This is a genomic window from Vreelandella mediterranea (assembly GCF_970647075.1).
The window spans coordinates 1,081,596-1,100,288 of record NZ_OZ310198.1 but is presented as its reverse complement, the minus strand read 5'-3'; the positions used below and the strand labels follow the sequence as shown (position 1 = coordinate 1,100,288).

General features: G+C 61.0%; 16 protein-coding genes. 7 read left to right on the top strand and 9 right to left on the bottom strand.

Features of this window, described 5'->3' with window-relative positions; all coding sequences use genetic code 11:
* Positions 1-15: 15 nt before the first annotated feature.
* From ACWFVE_RS05160 to prmB, 3 genes are all read right to left on the bottom strand, one after another.
* Positions 16-384 (bottom strand): hypothetical protein, encoded by a 369-nt coding sequence (locus ACWFVE_RS05160; protein WP_447528215.1) that lies wholly within the window; start codon positions 382-384, stop codon positions 16-18.
* Positions 385-502: 118 nt separating this feature from the next.
* A complete protein-coding gene (aroC, locus tag ACWFVE_RS05155) occupies positions 503-1,588 on the bottom strand; it encodes a chorismate synthase (RefSeq protein ID WP_447528214.1) in 1,086 nt (361 codons plus the stop codon).
* A gap of 12 nt (positions 1,589-1,600) precedes the next feature.
* Positions 1,601-2,560 carry a 50S ribosomal protein L3 N(5)-glutamine methyltransferase gene (gene prmB, locus ACWFVE_RS05150; RefSeq protein WP_447528213.1) on the bottom strand — a complete coding sequence of 320 codons (960 nt, stop codon included), beginning with the start codon at positions 2,558-2,560 and terminating at the stop codon, positions 1,601-1,603.
* 196 nt (positions 2,561-2,756) lie between these two features.
* On the opposite strand from prmB, the gene ACWFVE_RS05145 reads away from it, so the two are divergent.
* Complete coding sequence (locus ACWFVE_RS05145) at positions 2,757-3,326, top strand: Smr/MutS family protein (protein WP_447528212.1); 570 nt, start codon at positions 2,757-2,759, stop codon at positions 3,324-3,326.
* Positions 3,327-3,393: 67 nt separating this feature from the next.
* Here the strand turns inward: ACWFVE_RS05145 and ACWFVE_RS05140 are convergent, their stop codons facing one another.
* Complete coding sequence (locus tag ACWFVE_RS05140; protein ID WP_447528211.1) at positions 3,394-4,281, bottom strand: alpha/beta fold hydrolase; 888 nt, start codon at positions 4,279-4,281, stop codon at positions 3,394-3,396.
* A gap of 314 nt (positions 4,282-4,595) precedes the next feature.
* On the opposite strand from ACWFVE_RS05140, the gene ACWFVE_RS05135 reads away from it, so the two are divergent.
* The 3 genes from ACWFVE_RS05135 to ACWFVE_RS05125 are packed head-to-tail and all read left to right on the top strand — an operon-like array spanning position 4,596 to position 7,473.
* A complete protein-coding gene (locus tag ACWFVE_RS05135) occupies positions 4,596-5,039 on the top strand; it encodes a LexA family protein (RefSeq protein ID WP_447528210.1) in 444 nt (147 codons plus the stop codon).
* Complete coding sequence (locus ACWFVE_RS05130; RefSeq protein WP_447528209.1) at positions 5,036-6,340, top strand: Y-family DNA polymerase; 1,305 nt, start codon at positions 5,036-5,038, stop codon at positions 6,338-6,340. Before ACWFVE_RS05135 ends, ACWFVE_RS05130 begins: the two co-directional genes overlap by 4 nt.
* A 41-nt stretch (positions 6,341-6,381) precedes the next feature.
* Positions 6,382-7,473, top strand: a complete 1,092-nt coding sequence (locus tag ACWFVE_RS05125; RefSeq protein WP_447530501.1) for an LBF_2804 family protein — start codon at positions 6,382-6,384, stop codon at positions 7,471-7,473.
* A 4-nt stretch (positions 7,474-7,477) separates the two neighbouring features.
* On the opposite strand, the gene ACWFVE_RS05120 is transcribed toward ACWFVE_RS05125, so the two are convergent.
* From ACWFVE_RS05120 to ACWFVE_RS05100, 5 genes are all read right to left on the bottom strand, one after another.
* A complete protein-coding gene (locus ACWFVE_RS05120) occupies positions 7,478-8,941 on the bottom strand; it encodes a sodium-dependent transporter (RefSeq protein WP_447528208.1) in 1,464 nt (487 codons plus the stop codon).
* A 204-nt stretch (positions 8,942-9,145) separates the two neighbouring features.
* A complete protein-coding gene (locus ACWFVE_RS05115; protein ID WP_447528207.1) occupies positions 9,146-9,490 on the bottom strand; it encodes an AtuA-related protein in 345 nt (114 codons plus the stop codon).
* Entirely contained in the window at positions 9,477-10,877 is a 1,401-nt protein-coding gene (locus ACWFVE_RS05110) for an acyclic terpene utilization AtuA family protein (protein WP_447528206.1), read from the bottom strand. The genes ACWFVE_RS05115 and ACWFVE_RS05110 overlap by 14 nt, the downstream gene beginning before the upstream one ends.
* 10 nt (positions 10,878-10,887) lie before the next feature.
* Complete coding sequence (locus ACWFVE_RS05105) at positions 10,888-12,783, bottom strand: TRAP transporter permease (RefSeq protein WP_447528205.1); 1,896 nt, start codon at positions 12,781-12,783, stop codon at positions 10,888-10,890.
* A 22-nt stretch (positions 12,784-12,805) separates the two neighbouring features.
* Positions 12,806-13,771 (bottom strand): TAXI family TRAP transporter solute-binding subunit, encoded by a 966-nt coding sequence (locus ACWFVE_RS05100; protein WP_447528204.1) that lies wholly within the window; start codon positions 13,769-13,771, stop codon positions 12,806-12,808.
* A 348-nt stretch (positions 13,772-14,119) separates the two neighbouring features.
* Here ACWFVE_RS05100 and ACWFVE_RS05095 point away from each other — a divergent pair, with 348 nt between their 5' ends.
* The 3 genes from ACWFVE_RS05095 (at position 14,120) to ACWFVE_RS05085 (ending at position 18,100) form a co-directional block, all read left to right on the top strand.
* On the top strand, positions 14,120-15,013 hold the full coding sequence (locus ACWFVE_RS05095; protein ID WP_447528203.1) for a LysR substrate-binding domain-containing protein: 894 nt from the start codon (positions 14,120-14,122) through the stop codon (positions 15,011-15,013).
* A gap of 74 nt (positions 15,014-15,087) precedes the next feature.
* Positions 15,088-16,365: a M20/M25/M40 family metallo-hydrolase gene (locus ACWFVE_RS05090; protein WP_447528202.1), complete on the top strand. Its 1,278-nt coding sequence runs from the start codon at positions 15,088-15,090 to the stop codon at positions 16,363-16,365.
* A 280-nt stretch (positions 16,366-16,645) separates the two neighbouring features.
* Positions 16,646-18,100, top strand: a complete 1,455-nt coding sequence (locus tag ACWFVE_RS05085; RefSeq protein WP_447528201.1) for an SLC13 family permease — start codon at positions 16,646-16,648, stop codon at positions 18,098-18,100.
* Positions 18,101-18,693: the final 593 nt, after the last annotated feature.

Here is an 18,693-nt window from a genome sequence, read left to right as displayed (position 1 = left end):
CAACGCCGTTCCGAATTACTCTTTGGCGCGCGAGCGGGACGAGGCGCTGGCCCGCGTCTTTTGCTCTTGGCTCTGCGCTTGCGTCTGCTCGGCGTCATCCTTGGCCGCCTCACCGCCGGTGGCACTGCCCGCCTGCTTGAGCATATCCAGCATCATCTGCTGGTAGGTGCCAAAGTGGGCAAGCCCCTGGGAGAGCCCTTGCTGCATCATGGGTTGCTGCAGGAAAGGTCGCATCAGGCTCATCGGGTCGTACCCTTCCACCCCGGATTCCATCTGGCGCTGAATGCTGTCGAGCAAATGCTGCTGAAACGCTTCCACATCCGGCAGGCCCAGCGACTGGCGAAACTCTTCCGGCGTAAGGTCGAACTCAACGTTGATTTTCATGGGCGGCTCCCTGTGCTCGTATGACGCGCTGTTGTTATACGGTTGTGAAGAGGATGGTGGTGGCAAGCGATGCTTGCGCTGCGTTCAAGTGTAGCAGCGCAAACGTCGACAAACTTTGTCAGCTCAAGCGGGGCGTGGTCACACTAACATCACCATTCTGGCCACGATGTCTTAGCAGGTGATCCAGCAACGTGATCGCCATCATCGCTTCCCCAATGGGCGTGGCACGAATACCAACACAGGGGTCGTGACGCCCCTTGGTGATCACCTCGACCGGCTCGCCGTGAACATCGATCGAGCGCCCGGGCGTGGTGATACTCGAGGTTGGCTTGAGCGCGATGCGGGCAACGATCGGCTGGCCGCTCGAAATACCGCCCAGGATGCCGCCGGCCTGGTTGGAAAGAAAACCTTCCGGGGTCAGCTCGTCGCGGTGCTGGCTTCCACGCTGGGCCACGCTTTGAAAACCTGCGCCAATCTCGACGCCTTTCACCGCGTTGATGCTCATGAGCCCATGGGCAAGCTCGGCGTCCAGGCGGTCGAACACCGGCTCGCCAAGGCCAACGGGTACGCCCTCCGCGACCAGGGTAATCTCCGCGCCGATCGAGTCCTGGTCGCGGCGCAACTGGTCCATGAACGCCTCGAGCTCGGCCACGCGCGCGGCGTCCGGGCAGAAAAAGGCGTTTTGCTCCACCGCCTCCCAGCCTTTGAACTCGATCTTGAGCGGGCCTAGCTGGCTCATGTAGCCGCGTACCTGAATGCCCTGGGCGGCCAACACCTTTTTGGCGATGGCACCGGCGGCGACGCGCATCGCGGTTTCCCGGGCGCTGGAGCGCCCGCCGCCGCGATAGTCGCGGTGACCGTACTTGTGGTGGTAAGTGTAATCCGCGTGAGCGGGACGAAACTGATCCTTGATTTTGGAGTAGTCTTTCGAGCGTTGGTCGGTGTTCTCGATCAAAAGCCCTATCGAGGCACCGGTGGTTTTACCTTCGAACACGCCGGAGAGAATGCGCACCTCGTCCGGCTCCTTGCGCTGGGTGGTATGGCGCGAGCTTCCCGGCCGGCGACGGTCGAGCTCGGCTTGAAGATCCTGCTCGTTGATCTCGATCCCTGGTGGGCAGCCATCCACGATGGCGCCCAGCGCCGGGCCGTGACTCTCGCCGAAAGTGGTCACGCTGAAGAGTTTGCCAAACGTATTGCCAGACATGGAGACGACTCCTTACGCAAATGACGCCGCGTGGGCGTCGAGTTCAGCAGCGCTGATGGCAAAAACGCCCTGGCCGCCATGCTCGAATTCAAGCCACATGAAGCCAACCTCGGGAAAGGCCTCTTCGACGTGACGATCGGAATTGCCGACTTCGACGATCAGCCAGCCGTCATCGCTCAAGTGACTCCGTGCCTGGCGCAGAATGCGCCGCACGATATCCAGCCCGTCAGCGCCGGCGCCCAAGGCAAGTGCGGGCTCGTGGCTAAACTCCGCGGGCATGGTGGCCAGGTCCTGGGCGTCCACGTAGGGCGGATTGGAGACGATCAAATCGAAACGCTGACCTTCCAAACCATCGAACACGTCGGACTCTACGGCGCGCACCCGGCCGCCCACGTCGTGACGGGTAATATTTTGGCGCGCCACCGCCAGCGCGTCCTGGCTGATATCGGCAAGCGTGACGTGGCAGGTGGGCAACGTAAGCGCCGTGGCGATACCGATACAGCCCGAACCGGTGCACAGATCGAGCACGTGCTCGGGGGGCTCTTCATCGAACCAGGCGCCGAAGCCATCCAGGATCAACTCGGCAATGGGTGAACGGGGAATCAACACGCGCTCGTCCACATCAAAAGGAAAACCGGCAAAAAACGCCTCGCCCAGCAGATACGGAAGCGGCGCACGCGTCTCGACGCGCCTGCGCACCAGCTCGACGATACGCTGGCGCTCGACGGGCAAAAGCCGTGCCTCTTGCACGCCGGGGTCGACGTTCCAGGGCAGGTGCAGCGCCCCCAAACATAGCGCAACTGCTTCATCCCAGGGGGCGTCGGTGCCGTGACCGTAGTGAAGACCCGCCACGTAAAACTCGCTGGTCGCCCAGCGCAGATAATCGCGCAGCGTGATCAAGTCGCTGGTTAACGCCGACTCCGGCAGAGTAAGCGTCGAGTGAGAGGTCTCGGCATTGAGGTGCGTGGTCACAAGGGCTCCTGGCTGAGCGCGCGGCGGCGTAAAGCCTTACCGCCGCGGGGTTTTAAAAACGTCGCTTGGTAAACGCCGCTGTGTAAAAATCGTTAAATAATTGTACCTTCGACGCCGCCCGGTTCACAGCGCCGTTAGGGCCGCTATACTGTGCGTTTTCAAGCCACTTTTCACCCCGCTATTTTGTGAGCCTCCCATGTCGCGCCGCCGCCACTCGCCCAATGATGAAGATATCAGCGCCTTTCGCCAGGCGCTTCAGGAGGCGGGCGTGCGGCGCCTCATTAGCAATCAGGCGGACCCGGGCAAACCCAAGCGCGAAAAAGACGCCCAGGCCGCACGGCGCCAGGCGGCGGTCAAAGGTGGCGATCAGACCGCGACCGGGCGCACCTCCGACGGCCGCGTGGAGCCGGTGCGCCCGTCGGAATACCTGGAATTCACCATTCCCGATCTACCCTACCGCACGTTTAGCCAGCTAAAGCGCGGCCAAACCGCCTGGCAGGCGGGACTCGATCTGCACGGCTATACCCTGGAAGAGGCCCGCCTGGAGCTCGAAAGTTTTCTTCGCGACGCCGCTGACCAAAGACTTCACTGCGTACTGGTGGTGCACGGCAAGGCCTGGGGCGCCACGGCGGACTTCCCCGTTCTTAAAAGCCATACCAACGCCTGGCTCAGAGAATGGCCGGGGGTACTGGCATTTTGCTCCGCCGTGGAGGGCGATGGCGGCACCGGCGCGGTGTACGTACTGCTTAGAAAGCGTGGGCCGTAAACGCGGCTGCCAGCCACGGTCTGGCATGCGCCGCTCGAGGGTTTCACACTCCTTTCGAGCCTGCTCATCACTGCCCGTGCTTGCCGGCTTCGCGTTCGCAATATTCACCTATCACACTGGCGACCGTTTCCACGGCCTCGGGCTCCAGGTGTAGGTGGTGGCCCCCCGCCACTATCTGGCGCGTCAAGTGCCCCACCGCCTGGCGAGCCTTCTCCGACCAGCGACGCGCGGCCAGAATGCCTTTGTCTCCCTCGATTAACAGGACCGGGGACTGTATACCGGCCAGAAACGCCAGCACCTGCTCCGGGGTGAAGCGCACCAGTGACGGTTTGAGCAGGCGGATGTCGGTGCGCATTTCGATAGTACCCTCGGCGTTTGCCTGGGTGTTGCGCTCGACCACCGGGTAGATAGTGGCGCGGGTCACCGGGGTGACGCCACCGGCCACCCGGGCGGCCACTGCCGCTTCGATATCGGCGTAGCGCGGCGGCCTGGAAAGCGGGCGTCGGTAAGCCAACAGTCCTTTACGTAGCTGCTCGGTACTCTCGTGGGCCTCGGTGTTGAGCGCGCCCAGCCCATCGATCAGCAGTAGTTGCTCTACGCGCTCGGGGAGTGCGGCGGCCAACACGCAGCTCACCGCCGCGCCCATGGAGTGGGCCAGCAGCGTGGCGCGCTCGAGCCCGAGCTCGTCCAGGGCGTCGAGCACGTCGAAGGTATAATCCCACAGGGCGTAGTCGGCGTTCGCCGGGCCGTGTTCGGAGTGGCCGTGGCCGCGAAAATCGATCGCCACGATGCGGATATCGAGGGCGCGAACCAGAAGCGGCGCCAGCCGTGTAAAGCTTGCGGCGTTGTCCAGCCAGCCGTGCAAGGCAAGCCAAACCGGCGCGTCGGGCCGCCCCCAGGCAAGCCCCGCCAGGCGGCCACCGGCCAAGGAAAGCGGTCTTTCGGCGTCGTTCATGAGCAGTGCCTCGTCGTGTTCATGCGCATTTACCTTGATGACGCTTTATAGCGTAAACGTTACCATGCCAGGCCCAACGCCTGGACCGCTTCAAGCGCCCCTTTTTTAAAAATTCCTGCCTGATGAGTACCGTTATGAAACCTCGCCGTGATACCCGCGTTCGCAATACCGTGTTTTTTATCGCCGTGATCAGCGCCATCGTCGTGGGGCTTTGGCTCGCCCGCTGAGAAAGTGCATACCGTGACCCTTGCATTTTTCTTCTCGAAAACAAATACTGTATATACATACATTATTTTATTCTCGAGGACGTCACGATGCCGTCTCAACCCGCCCACGTTGCGACAGCCTGGCCGTTAACCTTTCAACCGCTGGCGTTTCCCGGCCTGTACGCGCGTGCCGGGTTTAGCGGCTTCCCCTCCCCCGCCCAGGATTACGAGCAGCGCACGCTGGATTTGAACACGCGGCTGATCAAGAACCCGACGCAGACGTTTTACCTGACCGCCACCGGCGACAGCATGGAGGGCTGGGGCATCTTCGATAACGACCTGTTGGTCGTGGACCGCAGCATCCAGCCGCGCCTTGGCCATATTCTGGTGGCCATGTTCGACGACGAAGTGCTGATCAAGCGCTACGCGCTGCATGGCGGCACGCCGCACCTGTGCTCTGCCCACCCGCGCTACCCGCCGCTGCCTCTGGAAGACAGCGACTGCCAGCTTTGGGGCGTGGTGCGCGCGGTCATCCACGAGTACATGCCATGATCGGCCTGGTCGATGCCAACAACTTCTACGTTAGCTGCGAGCGCGTCTTTCAGCCCGCCCTCGAAGGCCGGCCCGTCGGCGTGATGTCCAATAACGACGGCTGCATCATCGCCCGCTCGGAAGAGATGAAAGCCATGGATATCGCCATGGGCGTGCCCGCTTTCAAGCTCGAGACGCTGCGCCGCCAGGGGCGTATCCACCTGAAATCGTCCAACTACGAGCTTTACGGGGATATGTCGGGAAGGCTTTGCCAGCTCTTGCGCGACGCCTGCCCGGCGGTGGCGCCCTACTCCATCGACGAAATGTTCATCTATCTCGACGGGTTGAGCCCTGCGCAGTGCCAGGCCATGGGTGAGGCGCTGCGTCGGCGCATTCGCCGCCACCTGGGGCTCCCCGTTTGCGTGGGCCTCGCCCCCACCCATACGCTTGCCAAACTGGCCAACCACTACGCCAAAAAGCGCGCCCACTACCAAGGGGTATGCCTGCTGCACGCCGACTCCCAGGAGAGCGCCGCGCTTTTAAAGCAGACCCCGGTAAGCGCGGTGTGGGGCATTGGCCGACGGCTGGCCGAGCGGTTGGCGGTCAACCAGATCCGCACCGCTTGGGAGCTTCGCGAGTGCGACCACCACGATCTACGGCGGCGCTTTTCCGTGGTTCTGGCCCGTACTGCGCTGGAGCTTCGCGGCACGCCGTGTCTTGAAATGAATGCGGTGAACGAGCCGCGCCAGCGCATCATGACCTCGCGCTCGTTCGGCCAGCCGACCGGCGTTAAAGCGGACCTTCACCACGCCCTCAGCCGCCACGCCCAGCGCAGCGCCGAGAAACTCCGTGAGCAGCGAAGCCTGGCGCGGGCGGTGATGATTTTTCTCAGCACCAATCGCCACCGCCAGGACCAGCCGCAGTACTTTCCCCACGCGATGATTGCGCTGGCCTCGCCAAGCGACGATACGCGAGTAATACTTACCGCCGTGCGCGAAGGCCTCGAGCAAATCTACCGCCCGAACCATCGCTTCATGAAAGCAGGCGTGATGCTTTTGGATCTGGTCGATGCCGAGCAGTATCAGCTGTCGCTTTTGCATCAGCCCCCGCGCCATCAGCACCACCCCGAGTTGATGGCCACCATGGACGATATCAATCAGCGCATGGGCCAGGGCAAAATCGGCTTTGGCGCCGCTCCGGAAAAAGCCGCCTGGCATTTGCGCTGCGCCCATCGTTCGAACCGCTTTACCACCCGCTGGGACGAATTGATGCGCGCGGGCACCCACCCGGGTGCAATCAAAGCGTGTACTACGCGAAAGTAGCCGCTACCCTGTAGGGCAAATACAAAGTCTATTTGGTGACCATGCCGCTTACCCGCCCCGACAAAGAATTTGCCCCCTCCCCGGATATCATGCAGCGCTGGGCGAGCCGCCACATCGGCCGCCGTCTCACCCGCCATACCGCGCTTACCGAGCCCGACCGGGTCGCGGTCAAGAAAAGCCGGCGCTGGGTGATCCTGTGGGCGGCCATGGCGGGAATTATCTCGGGCACGCTGATTGGCGGCTCCGAGTGGTGGATGCGCCAGGTGCTGGTCAGCGATTGGGCGTCTTTATCGTTTCGCGAACAGTTGCCCTACTGGGCCGGCTACATGGTGTTTGCCGGCTTCGTAACGCTACTGGAAATCGGCTTTCTCTACTGGAACGCGCTGCGCGGCGTAGCACGGGTGAGCTACTTTGCCGGTTTGAACTACAGCGGCGAGTCGCCCCAGCCACCAACGGTCGAGCTGACCCTACAGGGGGTAGCGCGCGTGGCACTGGAGTACCCAAGCCCGGGCAGCCTGATTTACGGCGTCGACCCCCACGCCTACCTGCACGGCTGGAAACTGACCCTGCGCATGTTGCTTTACCGGCTCAAGGTCAGCATGAGCAGCTTTTTGCTGCGTATGGTCATGCGCCGCCTGCTGGGGCGCTTAACGCTACGCGGGTTGCTGCCCATGCTGATGGCGCCGCTCTACGCGGTGTGGAACGCCTGGATCGCCGCGCGGGTCACCGAAGACGCCTACCTGCTCGCCTGCGGCCCGCGCCAAATCGAGCGCATCATGGAGCGCCTGGACGACGCACCGGAACAAACGCGCAAGCTACTGGCCCAGGGCGTGGGCGAGATGATCATGCGCAACCAGCACCCCCACCCCAACCTGGTCCTGGCCCTGTCGCGCCTGCTGGCGACGCTACCGGACAAGCCCAGTTCGCTGGAGGTGGACTGGCCCACCGCGCTTCGCGAGTACGCCGCGCTCGATGAGCAGCAGCGCACACCGCTGCTGGAAAGCCTGACTCAAACGGTGCTTTTAAGCGGTGGCTATCGCGGCGCGCGCAAAAAGTTTCTGCAGGAAGTATTCGCCCACTGCCAAACGCCGTTGACCCAAGGGTTCATCGACGAACAGCAGCTCGACCAGTAACCCATTAGCGCGCTTTAAGCGCTTGGCGAAGCCGCGGGCTTAAAAGCTCGCCCAGAACGATCATCACCAGCAAAATGGCCAACAGCCACGGCCAGTGCTGGGCGAACGTGACGCTATAAAGCGCTAGCTGGTCGGCAAAGATCACGAGTATGCCCAGCGGGCTTACGTAGCGCGCCATCAAAAGCCACAGCGCGTAGAGGCGCGGGTTCAAACCAAGCTCTTCGCGCATGACGGTATTTTTGAGCAAGAAGCCCGCAATGAGCACGGTGCCCAACCCGCCCAGCGGCATCATCCACCGCGAAGTCAGGTAGTCCAGCCAGTCGAAGAAGGTTCTTCCCGCCAGCGTCCAATCCGCGCCCAGATTGAACGAGAGCATCGCCGCGGTGCTGATCAGCCAAAGCACGATACCGGTACTCACCGCCGCCGATAAGCGCGAGAAGCCCTTATTATCGCAAAGCCAGGAAATGGTGGCCTCCACCATCGAGATCGACGAGGTGAGCGCGGCCATGGAAAGCATCATGAAAAATAACGCTCCGAACAGCGTCCCCAATGGCATTGCTTGAAAAGCGATGGGCAGGCTCATGAAAATCAGCCCCGGTCCGCCGGCCGGGTCCATACCGTTGGCAAAAATCACCGGGAAGATGGCAAGTCCCGCCATGAGGGCCACGACAGTGTCCGCCAGCGCCACGCTCACCGTGGTGCGGCTGATGGAGGCGGTTTTGGGCAGATAGCTGCCGTAGGTCAAAATGGCGCCGGCGGCCAGCGAGAGCGTGAAGAACGCGTGGCCCAGCGCCGCCAACATCGCGTCGCTGGAGAGGCTGCCGGCGTTGAACGAGAACAAAAACGCGAAGGCCTCATTAAAGCCGCCGGAGAAGGCGCCAAACCCGATCAATATCAGCAGCATGATCACCAGCCCCGGCATCATCCAGCGCACGTTCTTTTCGATACCCTCCTGAACCCCTTTACCGACGATCACCATGGTGGCAATCGTTACCAGCGTGCTCCAAAAACCAAGATTCCATGGGTTCTCGTTGTTGGCGTCGAACACCGCTGCCAGCGCCTCGACGCTTTCCCCGTTCAACCCGCCGGAGAGCGTTTTCCAGAGATACGAGAACGACCAGCCCGCGACGACCACGTAAAACGACAGGATCATGAAGCCGCACAGCATGGACATCCAGCCAAAAAGCGACCAGAACGACGAGCGCCCGGACTCGTTCACCACCCGGCGAAAGGCATCGACGGGGCTCCCCTGGCCGCGCCGCCCAAAGGCGATCTCGGCCATCATCACCGGCACACCGACCGCCAAAATACAGACCAGATAGACCAGCACGAAAACACCACCGCCGTATTCGCCGGTCATGTAGGGGAACTTCCAGATATTGCCAAGCCCGACCGCCGAGCCGGTCGCGGCGAGCATAAAGCCCCAACGGCCTAACCACTGCGCGCGCGGTTGATCAGAAGACGCCATGCCTTTTCATCCTGTCCATGAAAAAAAGGCGTTATCCTGGAGGATTTTCCGTTAAAAGCCCAGGACTTTTAACGGCCGGAGCCTGGGGGCCTGGGCGTTCAGCCGTTGGGCGCTATGCGCTTGCCGCTTTAAAACCAAAACCATCGGCATCACCTCGCTAGGGGGCTTCGCGCCATCAGGGCCATACGAGGTGCCGGGTTAGCGCTAAAGCTCCACGCCCAGCAGCAGATAAGAGAGCGTCTTGCCGTGGCCGTCCAGGTTCAAGGCCCCGTTGACGCCGCCCTGAAGCACATCGTCGATGACGAAATTCATACCCGCCAAATTCGGCAGCAAGTAACGCTGGACACGGCTGGCGCCGCGATGAGCAAAGAGCGCGAGCACCCGCGCCTCGGTAAGCGCCTCGACCAGCCGCGCGTAATCCGCCGACTGGTAGGCAAAAAGCGCGATGTTGAGCCGCTCGCCCTTGTCCCCGGCCCGGGCGTGCGCCAGTTGGTGAAGGGGCACGGTGTCGAGGCGTTGCGCCTGGCGCGTCTGGTCAGCTTGCAGCATGGGCGACACCTTCTTGTCGGTGAGAATTGAATAGCTCGGCGTAGTCGTTGATATCGCTGCGCTTGACCAGATAAGAGGCGGTGAAGACCCGGCGTTGGAACTGGCGCCGGACGCCGCCGCCCCCCGCCGGGCCGGCGCAATAAAGCGCCAGCAGCTCTTGGGTGGCGCGGGCCACCCAGCGCCGTTCGGCGTGCTCCGCGGCCAGGCGAAGGCGGTAGTCGCCACTTGAAGAGGCAGGGACCGCCAGACGCTGCAAGGCGCCATCGTCGCTGTCGAACACGCTCGTAAAGCCGATGATATCGAAGCGGGTACGAAGCTCCGCCGGCGCGCGAAACGCCAGGCGCTCGCGCAGCGTTTGAGCGGCTAGCTGGGCCCTGCCCAGCGCATTGGGCCCGGCGTAGGAGATCTCGGCTTCGCCCTGCCAGCCGCCTTCGTAGCACACGGTGGTTTTCAAACGCTCCGGGGCGGGCTTGCCGCGAATGCCGCTGACCGCCACCCGATCCGGGCCTACCTGACGAACCGTGGCGTTGGAAAGATCGACCACCACGTCCGGGGTCAAGTAATTCGCCGGGTCGTGGACTTCGTAAAGCAGCTGCTCCTTGACGGTCTGCTCGGTGACGCAGCCGCCGCTGCCCTCGGGCTTAGTGATCAGCAGGTGGCCATCTTCTTCCACCTCGATGATGGGATAACCCACCGTGGCAAGCCCGGGCACCTCTTTGAAGCCTGGGTCGGCAAAGTAGCCGCCGCTGACCTGGGCGCCGCACTCGGCCAGGTGGCCGGCCATCATGCCGCAGGCCAGCCGGTCCCAGTCGTCCCAGCGCCATTGAAAGTGGTGCATTAACGGTGCCAGGAAAAGCGCCGGGTCCGCGACGCGCCCGGTCACGACGATGTCTGCCTCCAGCGCCAGCGCCTCCACCAGCGCCCTGGCGCCCAGGTAGACGTTCGCGGAAATGAGCGCGCTCTGCTCGGGCAGCGCTTGACGTTCGGCCTCCCACTGGGTCAGGTCGAGCGCGTGCAGCCGATCGCGAATGTCGTCGCCATACACCTGGGCAATCGCGATATCCGGACAGCCCGCCTCCAGTGCCAAGCGGCGGACCAGCTCGCACGCCCCTTTGGGGTTCGCCGCGCCGAAGTTGCCCAGTATCTTGATACCGTGCTCCGCGCAGCCACGTAGAACCGGCGGCAAAAACTCCTCGATCAAAGGCTCGAACCCCTGGGCCGGGTCTTCACGCATAGCCCGGTGCGCCGCTGCCAGCGTGCGCTCGCCCAGGGTCTCAAAGGCCAGCGCCGCCGGCTGTTGGCGCTTGATCAGCTCCGCTACTACCGCTTCGGCTGCATCGGTACGGTCACCCGAGAACCCTGCGCCACTTCCCAGTAGAAAACTCATGATGTGCTCCTTAAACGGTCGAGGCCGACGGTGTTGGCGCCGCAGATGCGGTGGAGGACGCCAGCAGCCGGCGCCGACGCACAAAGAGCGCCACGATGATCACCAACGCACTGAGCGTGGTCAGCCACCCGGGTATCAACGCAAGGCCGATCACCAACACCAGCGCCAGCGGGTCCACCACGCGGTGGCCGGTCATCGCCACGCGCGACATGAGCGCGGCGAAGGCCACCACGAAGACCACGCCCTGAGAGCTTGCCAACGCAATGTCCCAGGCCGAGCCAAAGCCCGCTAGCGCCGGGTAGATCAGCAGCAGAAAGGGGATGACGTAGATCGCGGCGGCCAGGCGCACCGCTTCGACCGCCGCGGGCAGCCAGTTGGTCCCGGCAATGCCCGAGGCGACGAACACCGCGATACACACCGGCGGCGTGATGACCGAAAGCGTGGCGAAGTAGAAAACGAACAGGTGCGCGATGAGGGGCTCGACACCGATGGTGGTCAAGGCCGGCGCCAGCACCGAGGCCACCAGCACGTAGGCGGCGGTGGTGGGAATACCCATCCCCAGAATCAAGCACACCCCGCCCACGATCAGCGCCACGAGAAAGAGCGATTCGCCGCCAACATTGACGATCAAGCTGGCAAGCGTCACGCCGATACCGGTCATGCCGATCATGGCGACCAGAATCTGCGCGCCGGCAAGCAACACCCCGATGATCACCATGCCCTTGCCCGCATCGACCAGCCCGCCCAGAAGCTTGCCGGCAATCTCTTTGAGCGGCATCCGGGCGATCAACGCAAAAGGCACGAAGGTCAGTACCGTCATCAGAATGCCGTAGAACGCCGACATTTGAATGGAGCGCCCGCTCAGCACCCCGTAGAAGAGCCCGCCCAGCGCCGCCAGGATGGGAATGATGCGCTCCATACGCAGTATGTCGGACCAGGGCGGCAGCTCGTCCTCCGGCACCACTTTGAGCTCACGCCGCTTGGCTACCAGATGAATCGTCAAGAACACACCCAAGTAGAAAAGCACCGCCGGCAATAGCGCCGCCAACGCGATGCGCAGATAACTCTCGCCGATGATCTCGGACATGATGAACGCTGCCGCGCCCAGAATGGGTGGGGCAATCTGCCCACCGGTCGAGGCCACCGCCTCCACGCCCGCGGCGAAGGGGCGCGGATAATCGAGCCGCTTCATCATCGGAATGGTGAAGTTACCGGTGGTCGCCACGTTGGCCACGGCGCTGCCGCTCACCATGCCAAAAAGCCCCGAGGCAACGGTCGCCACCTTGGCGGCTCCGCCCGGCGAGCGCCCGCTGATGCGCAGCGCCAGATCCATGAAGGTATTACCGCCGCCGGTATGCAACAGCAGACAGCCAAAGAGTACGAACGCGGCAATGGTCGTGGCGGCCACGCCGACCAGCATGCCCCACACGCCTAGATCGCCCAGATAGATGGTCTCGGTCATGTAGTAGAGATCGAAGCCGCGATGCCCCATCGGCCCCGGGATATAGGCGCCGAACCACGCGTAGGCGAGCCCGGCGAGCACCAGCAGGGGAAATATCCAGCCGATCGCCCGGCGCGAAAGCTCCAGAATGGCGATGAGCAGCACCCCGGTTAGCGCCATGTCGCGCGGCGAGGCCCAAGGCAGCTCAACGAGTATCTGTTCGTGATTGAGGGCCACGTAGCCGCAGGCCAGCACCACGCCAATGGCAATTAGCGCATCGATCACAAGCCCCGCCGGTCGCCAGCGCTTGCCATCCCCCAACGGGTAGACGGCAAGCCCCAGCAGGATGACCAGCGCAAGAAAGATACTGCGTTGAACCAGGCTCTCGAAGGGGCCGGTGGCGGACGTAAAGAGGATCAAGCCCCCAAGCGAGAGGGCTAATCCTTTAACAAGAGCATCGCGCATGAACATCCTCCCCGGTTAGGCGTTACTGCACGGGCTGCAAGGCATCGGGAATATCAAACCCCTGCTCTTCGAAATAGCGCGCCGCCCCCGCGTGAAGCGGGACCGTACCGACCTCCAGGGTCATTTGCGCAATGTCCGCATCGCGCATGGCGGAGAATGCGTTCACCTGAGGCTCCGGGTTCTCCATCACCGCCTTGACGATCTGATAAGCGGTCTCTTCATCCATATCGGGATGCGCGTGTACGGCTACGCCGAACGCCCAAGTGGTGTAGCCGGGGATACCGTCAGCGGCGCCCTCGGGCACGTCGACGATGGCGATGTCGGGCATCTCGTCGCGCAGCGTTTGCGCCTGCTCGTCATCGAGGGAGAGCACGCTGATCGGTGTGAAGGTCGCGATGTCCATGGACGAGCCATCCAGGCGATCACCCACGCCGGATTTGACCGAGCCCATCACGCGACCATCCTTCATGGAATCGACGATGTCGGTGGTGGAGCCCCGCACGTAATCCGGCGTTATACCTAACGCCTCCATAACGGCCTCGGTGGTATTTTCGGTGGCGGAGCCGGTGATCCCCGGGTTGAAGCGGACGCCGTCCAGCTCACCAAATGACGTTACATCGGCATCTTCGCGCATGACCGCGTTTTGCGGCGATACGGTGTACACCCATAGCAGACGGTTATCGACGGGACGACCTTCGAAATCCTGCTCGCCGGCGTAGGCTTGATAACCGATATTGGTGGTCACCAGCCCCATATCGATCTGGTTACGCCCCAGGCGGCGAAGGTTATCTACCGCGGCGCCGGTTTCCGCCACCGAGGAGCTGATGCCGTCGATCTGGTTGTTGATGATCTGGTTGACGGCGACGAAATAGCTGTAGTGGCTGGACGAACTGGAAGTCGAGCCTATCAAGAGGCGTTCGTTGGCGTGGCTGGTGGTGGCAGCGAGCAAAGCGGTGCCTGCGACGACGGCGGTCAGTAGCGTTTTCATGTCAGCTCCCAGGCCCGTATGAATGAGCCTTTCTTGTTATCAGACGAAGGTATAAGTCCTTACATAACAACGCTTTTTTAAAGCGATGCTTAACGATGGGAGGCAGACATGATTTTGTATATTAAATTGTTTTTATCTTTTGTTTAATTATTTAAAACATCATGAAAAGACTTTCTAACCCGTTATGTGTGAAGGATTATTGGCGCCAACGAGTGTCTCGCCAGAGAATTAAAGATACTTTACATAAACTAAAGTATAGGCATTGAGGGTATGCAAAAGCCCCGCGCCCCTCCCCTTTAGCTCTCTTTAATACATTGAAAGGCATTCGATGTGTGTTTTAATTTTTAAATGACTACCAGCATCAAGCAACTGCAAGTGTTCGTGGCGGTGGCCCAATCGCGTAGCTTCGCCGAGGCCAGCGAACGTGTACACCTTTCCCAGCCCGCGATTTCCATCGCGCTGCGTAAACTCGAGGAGAACGTGGGCGGGGCGCTGTTTGCCCGTACCAGCCGCCAGCTGGCGCTGACGCCGGAGGGCGAGGCCTTTCTGCCAATCGCTCTGCGCCTACTTGGCGACTGGAACGAGGCATTCGAAGACCTGAGCCAGCACTTTTCGAAGCAGCGAGGCAAAGTGGCGGTCGCGGCCCTTCCTACTCTTGCCGCAGGGCTATTTCCCAAAGTCGTCAAACGCTTTCACGAACGCTATCCGCGTATTAACTTGAACCTACATGACGTACTAGCGGATCAGATCAATCAGATGGTCCGAGAGGGCCGTGCGGACTTTGGTCTTTCCGTCAATCCCCAGGACTCGGACGACTTAACGTTTGAACCTATTCTGGTGGATCACTATATGGCGGTCTTTCCCGTCGGCCACCCGCTTGGAAAACAGCAACGTATCGAATGGGCGCAGTTGGGTAGCTATCCTTTTATAGGGATCAACCGACTCTCCAGTTCCCGTCAGGATATTGACCGCACAATGGAAGAGGTCAACGTGAAGCTCGATATACTGTGCGATGCAAGCCAGATTGCCACAGTGGGGAGAATGGTTGCCGCTGGGCTAGGCATTAGCGTGCTGCCCGCCTTGAGCTTTCGCCAAATAGCCGTGGAAGGCATCGATTACCGCCCTTTACACAATCCCGAGACACCGCGTGAACTGGGTATCGTACTGAGCCGGCGCCATCCGCTTTCTAGCGCAGCTCGAACACTTTATGAAATGATTCACAGCGATGACGAGCTCGCTTAAACGTGACCAGCTTACGTTTTCAACAGAATGTGCCAGACTAACTAGCCTGATAACGACAGTATGGAGAGTATTACATGAGTGATAGCGCCAAACCCTGGACGCAGCCAATGCCCGACGCGCAGTTCGATGTGATGCGCGACATTATCTCCGCACCCAGCCCGGTCGGCCTGGAAGGCGCCATGACCTACGGCGTGTTGAAGCCTTATTTCGAGAGTTTTGCACCTTCGGACTGGAAACTCCACCAGTACCGGGGTAACGCCGGCGTAGTGCTGGATACGCATCCGGGCCGCGACGACATGTTCAAGGTAATGCTGGTGGGTCACGCCGATAAAATCCGCATGCAGGTGCGCTCGATCGGTGAAGACGGCAAGATCTGGATCAATACCGACTCCTTTTTGCCTACCGTGCTGATCGGCCACGAAGTGATTCTGTTCAGCGAAGACCCGGACGCCCCCGGCAGTTACCGCCGCTTGGAAGGCGGCACCGTCGAGGCGCTGGGTGCGATTCACTTTTCTGACCCCGGCGTTCGCAGCGGCGAAAAAGGCATCAAGAAAGAGCAGATCTACCTGGATTTACAGATCCACGGCGAGAACAAGAAGCAGCAGGTATTGAACCTGGGCGTGCGCCCGGGAGACTCGATCATCTTCAACCGTCCGATCAAGAAAGGCTTTAGCCCGGACACCTTCTACGGCGCCTACCTGGATAACGGCCTGGGCTGCTTCGTCACCGCGGAAGTGGCCAAACTCGTGGCCGAAGCCGGTGGCACGAACAACGTGCGCGTAATGTTTGCCATCGCAAGCTATGAAGAGATCGGCCGCTTTGGTAGCCGCGTACTGGCCGGTGATCTCAAGCCCGATGCGTTGATCGGCATCGACGTGAACCACGACTACGTGGCCGCCCCGGGCATTGGCGACAAGCGCATGCAGGCGCTCGAGATGGGCAAGGGCTTCACCATGTCCGTGGGTTCGATCGCAAGCGAGCAGCTCAACCGGATCATCGCTGAAGCCGCGCGCCAGCACGATATTCCCATGCAGCGCGATATCGTGGGTGTGGATACCGGCACCGACGGCATGGCAGGCGTGCTGGCGTCGATCGATAGCGCCGCGACCTCGATCGGCTTTCCCACGCGCAACATGCACACCATCTCGGAAACCGGCAACACCCAGGATGTGCTCGCCGCGATTCACGTGCTGGCCGAAGCCATCAAGTTGCTGGACAACGTCGACGATATCGAGCGGCTGTTTTACGACAACCACCCCCGGCTGGATCAGGCCGACACGCTCGGCCATCAGGGCAGTGACAAACCCAAGGAAGACGACGAGAACGACGAAAAAAGCGACGCGAAGAAGTAGCTTTCCCGCCCCGGCCACTGGCCGGGGTTTTTATTTTACCCTTCCTTATGCGCGTTGATGATCTGGTTTATTCACTCTCAGCGCCTATCCGCTAGATACTCGATTGGTTTTCCTGCCCACACCGAAGGTGCGAATAGCACCGTGTGCCTGACACCGGGCTGCCCTCCCGATTGCGACCAAAGTCGTAGCCTTGCCACCAACGTTCAATAGACCAAGGTGGTAGGATTCACGCGTGAAAAACACCACCTTTTGAGCCACTTGATATTGATTGGAGCCAGGTATGAGTGCGTTAACCCAAGAGTGGCGCCGCTGGGTGCCGCTGTTGGCGGGGCCGCTGCTGTTTGCGTTATTACAGTTTGCGATGCCCGCCACGCTGATCGATCCCATGCCACGCATCGTGCTGGGGCTGACGGTCTGGATGGCCGTTTGGTGGGTAACGGAGCCGGTGCCGATTCCGGTGACCTCCTTTTTGCCCATGGTTTTGCTACCGTTGACCGGTGTGATGGCGATGGACGAGGCGGTGGTGGGCTACGCCAACCCGGTCATCTACATGTACATGGGCGGCTTTATTCTGGCGATCGCCATCGAGCGCTGGAATCTGCACCGGCGCATCGCGCTTTCTATTGTCAACCGTATCGGCAATAGCCTGCGAAGCATCGTGCTGGGCGTGTTGATCGCCTCGGCGTTTCTCTCCATGTGGATCTCCAACGCCGCCACGGCGTTGATGATGCTGCCCATCGCCGTGGCCCTGCTGGGCGAGCTTGACGAGCGCGATCAATTCGAAAAGAACCAGCGCGACGCCTTTGCTCGGACGTTACTGCTCACGGTAGCTTACGCCGCCTCGATCGGCGGGCTGGCCACGATCATCGGCTCGGTGCCCAACGCCATCGTCGTGGCGATGATCCCGCAATTCTTCGATGTCGAAATCAGCTTCTTGCAGTGGATGATTTTCGCGCTACCGCTCACGTTATTGCTGCTGACCTTCTTGTACGTCTACCTCACACGGGTGTACTCGAAGGTGCCCAACACGCGTTTGGAGGTGAACTTCGTCGCCCAGGAGCTCGAGGCGCTTGGCCCGATCACCCGGGATGAAAAGCGCGTGCTGGGGGTATTCGTGCTGACCGCCCTTGCCTGGGCACTGCGCGGCTGGCTGGCGCCCTTTTTCGATCTACCGCTCAACGATACGCTCATCGCAATCATCGCCGCGATTTCCCTGTTCATCATTCCCGCCCACAGCGAAAAGCGCAGCCTGCTGATTTGGGACGACATGAAAAACCTCCCCTGGGGACTTTTCATTTTGTGGGGTGGGGGCATGTCGCTGGCGGCGGCGTTCAGCGCCAGCGACCTGACCGGCTGGATCAGCGAACAGCTTCAGTTGCTGGATGGCGTCAGCTACTTCTGGTTGCTGCTCTTCATGGTCCTTCTGATGCTCTTTTTGACCGAGATCATCTCGAACACCGCGACGGCGAACATGGCGATTCCCATTACCGCCGGGCTTGCCTCGGCGATTACCACCGGCAACCCGCTTGGGTTGATGGTGGCAGTGGCGCTAGCGACCACCTGCGCCTTCATGATGCCGATCTCGACCCCGCCCAATGCCGCGGTGTTCTCCAGCGGACGCATCACGATCAAGCAGATGGCCAAGGCGGGCTTTGCCATGAATATCGTGAGCGCCTTTGTCATTACCGTGTTCGTCTACTTCATCGTACCGCTGTTACTCCCCTCGCCCCTTTAAAAGCGTCGACCAAAAAAAGACCCGGCCTATTGGCCGGGTGCTAGTACGAGCACGTCCTCCCTAAAAGCTTTCGCAACGTCCACTGTTGCGCTTCCCTGGTGTCGCAGGCCTCCTGCCCGCCTCTCCTGGCACCATCCCGGTGCTATCGCCATCATGCCCACTCAATGTGTCACGCGTATGACCAAGTAAATACCTGTCCTCCCCAACCTGACACAATGGCCGCACGACTTAGCGCCCCTTATGCCAAGCCAAGGCCGGCTAGCTCGACCCCGCGCTTTCGAGGGCGCATAAAAAAGCCCCGGCCGTTAACGGCCGGGGCTTGATCGAATTCTCCCTAACTCTGCTACATAGACATCCTGTCTAAACATCCTTGTGCGCGTGAATGTCCGTATTCACCCTTCCTTCAAGCTTCTCCCTAAGCAGTGCGCACACAGTGAGGCCTATCCACTTTGAATGATCTATCCCAGGTTAACCAATTCAATAAACTGCCGGTTATTTGGATCACAGAGGAGATAAACCCTTGTGCAAGGGCGAATATTTCACTTTTCTTCTACCAGCATCATTTCGGTACTAGGCAGGTACAACAAAAATAC